Source organism: Devosia sp., assembly GCF_030689745.1.
Lineage (GTDB): Bacteria > Pseudomonadota > Alphaproteobacteria > Rhizobiales > Devosiaceae > Devosia > Devosia alba.
The window spans coordinates 1-2,182 of the sequence record NZ_JAUYGL010000088.1; the positions used below are offsets into that span (position 1 = coordinate 1).

Here is a 2,182-nt window from a genome sequence, read left to right on the forward strand (position 1 = left end):
CGCCCATTGGGGCATCGAGAACACCCTGCACTGGCAGCTTGACGTCTCGTTCCGCGAGGACGCCGCCCGCAACCGCAAGGATAACGGCCCCGCCAACATTGCCATCCTGCGCCGCCGAGCCCTTGACCTCGCCCGCCGCGATACATCCAAAGGTTCACTCTCGATCAAACTCAAGCAGGCGGGCTGGAGCGATGCGTTTCTTCTCAGCCTTCTCAGTCAGTTAGCGACCGCATAGGCCAAACGCGATGGCCCTGACATCACCCGCCATGCGCCCGAGATCCTTGAACAGTTCGACCTGGTGTTGAACACGGTCAGCATGGAGGAAGCGCTGGAACAGGAGGGGCAGGCAAACGAGGATGCCGCGACCGGTGCAGGCGCGGATGGCGCGGCAGCGACGGCGACCGGGCCCGGCCACATGGCGTGACGCGCCGCCGCGGGACACGCCGCGCTGCTGTAGGACGGCGGAGCGACAACGCGCATTTTGCAGGCGCAGCATTTGAAGCTTGCGCGCAGCGATCGCTTGGGTATGAATCAAACGCAGATGCCGTGCATTGAGCCGGGTCGCCGCTCGGACAGTGCGCAAAACAGCATCAGCTCGGCGCAAAGCTGCACTCCATATCCCCAATCTTGAAATTCAGGCTTGCAGCGCAGGCAGGACGCCGGTAACGCTCGAAACCAAGCTATCATGTCGATTCTGCTTCACAGTGCGCTACCATGTTCCCCACGGTGCCTGACGGCAGTCCTTGTGCGGTAGCCTGCGAGAAAACCCCCATCCGATGACCACCCGACGCGACCTGCTGCGCCAGGACGGGCATTTCCGAATCCTGCGCCTTCTGCAAGCCAACCCCGAAATGAGCCAGCGCGATCTGGCCAGGGCGGTGGGGGTGAGCAACGGCGGCATCCATTACGTGCTGAGTGCTTTGCTGGACAAAGGGCTGATCAAGCTGGGGAACTTTACCGCAGCCGAGGACAAGCGGCGCTATGCCTATGTGCTCACCCGCAAGGGCATTGCGGAGAAGGCTGCGCTGACCAAGCAGTTCCTGGCACGCAAGATGGAGGAATACGAGGCCATCAAGGCCGAAATCGAGACTGTGCGCGCCGAGATCGACGCCGACCAAGCGGCAGGGGACGAGGCATGAAGATCGCGATACTTGGGACCGGGTATGTCGGGCTTGTCTCCGGGGTGTGTTTCTCGGATTTCGGCCATGACGTGGTTTGCGTCGATAACAACCACGAAAAGATCGCCATGCTCGAGCGTGGCGAGGTGCCGATCTACGAGCCCGGGCTCGACGCGGTAATGGCGCGCAATGTCGCGGCGGGGCGGCTGTCGTTTACCACCGATCTGGGCCGCGCGCTCAAGGGCGCCGAGGCAGTGTTCATCGCCGTGGGCACGCCGACACGGCGCGGCGACGGCCATGCCGATCTGAGCTATGTGATGAAAGCGGCTGATGAAATCGCCCGCACCGCGACCGGCTATATCGTCATCGTCATCAAGTCCACGGTTCCGGTTGGCACCAACCGCAAGCTGCAGCAGGTGGTGAAAAAGGCCAACCCTGAATTGGAATTCGACGTCGCTTCCAACCCCGAATTCCTGCGCGAGGGCGCGGCGATCGACGATTTCATGAAGCCCGATCGGGTGGTGGTGGGCGTGCAGTCCGAGCGCGCGGCCGAGGTCATGGCCGAGATCTACCGCCCGCTCTACCTGCGCGATTTCCCGATCGTCACCACCGATCTGGAATCGGCCGAGATGATCAAATACGCCGCCAACGCATTTCTGGCCACCAAGATCAGCTTCATCAACGAGATTGCGGCGCTGTGCGAACGCACCGGTGCCGACGTCAAGCAGGTGGCACGCGGCATGGGGCTCGATGGGCGGATCGGCAACAAGTTCCTGCATGCCGGGCCGGGCTATGGCGGGTCGTGCTTTCCCAAGGACACCTTGGCGCTGGCCCGCATCGGGCAGGAGCACGGGGTGCCGATGCGCATCACCGAGGCGGTGATCGACGTCAACGAGGGCGTCAAGCGGCGGATGATCGACAAGCTTCTGTGGTTGCCGCCCGTGGTGCAAGGAGTTTTTGCCCCTTTTGCGCATGTGATCGATTGCGAACTTCTGTCAGGCCTTTGGGTGCAGCCATGTCAGAAGCTGCTGGCCGGTATGGTGATCCGCGGATCGGGTCCAAAT

Annotated in this window: 3 protein-coding genes and 1 pseudogene; 3 read left to right on the top strand and 1 reads right to left on the bottom strand. The window is 62.5% G+C overall.

Annotated elements, in window-relative coordinates; translation table 11 throughout:
• Nucleotides 1–235 (top strand): annotated as a pseudogene (locus tag Q8O80_RS07845) (ISAs1 family transposase); the annotation flags it as partial.
• Here Q8O80_RS07845 and Q8O80_RS07850 read toward each other — a convergent pair.
• Entirely contained in the window at nucleotides 221–604 is a 384-nt protein-coding gene (locus Q8O80_RS07850) for a hypothetical protein (RefSeq protein ID WP_305578677.1), read from the bottom strand. The pseudogene Q8O80_RS07845 and the gene Q8O80_RS07850 sit on opposite strands and share 15 nt — an antisense overlap.
• A 172-nt stretch (nucleotides 605–776) precedes the next feature.
• Between Q8O80_RS07850 and Q8O80_RS07855 the strand changes: the two genes are divergently transcribed.
• Complete coding sequence (locus tag Q8O80_RS07855; RefSeq protein ID WP_305578679.1) at nucleotides 777–1,139, top strand: MarR family EPS-associated transcriptional regulator; 363 nt, start codon at nucleotides 777–779, stop codon at nucleotides 1,137–1,139.
• A partial coding sequence (locus Q8O80_RS07860) for a UDP-glucose/GDP-mannose dehydrogenase family protein (protein ID WP_305578681.1) occupies nucleotides 1,136–2,182 on the top strand: 1,047 nt, incomplete at its 3' end. The genes Q8O80_RS07855 and Q8O80_RS07860, both read left to right, overlap by 4 nt.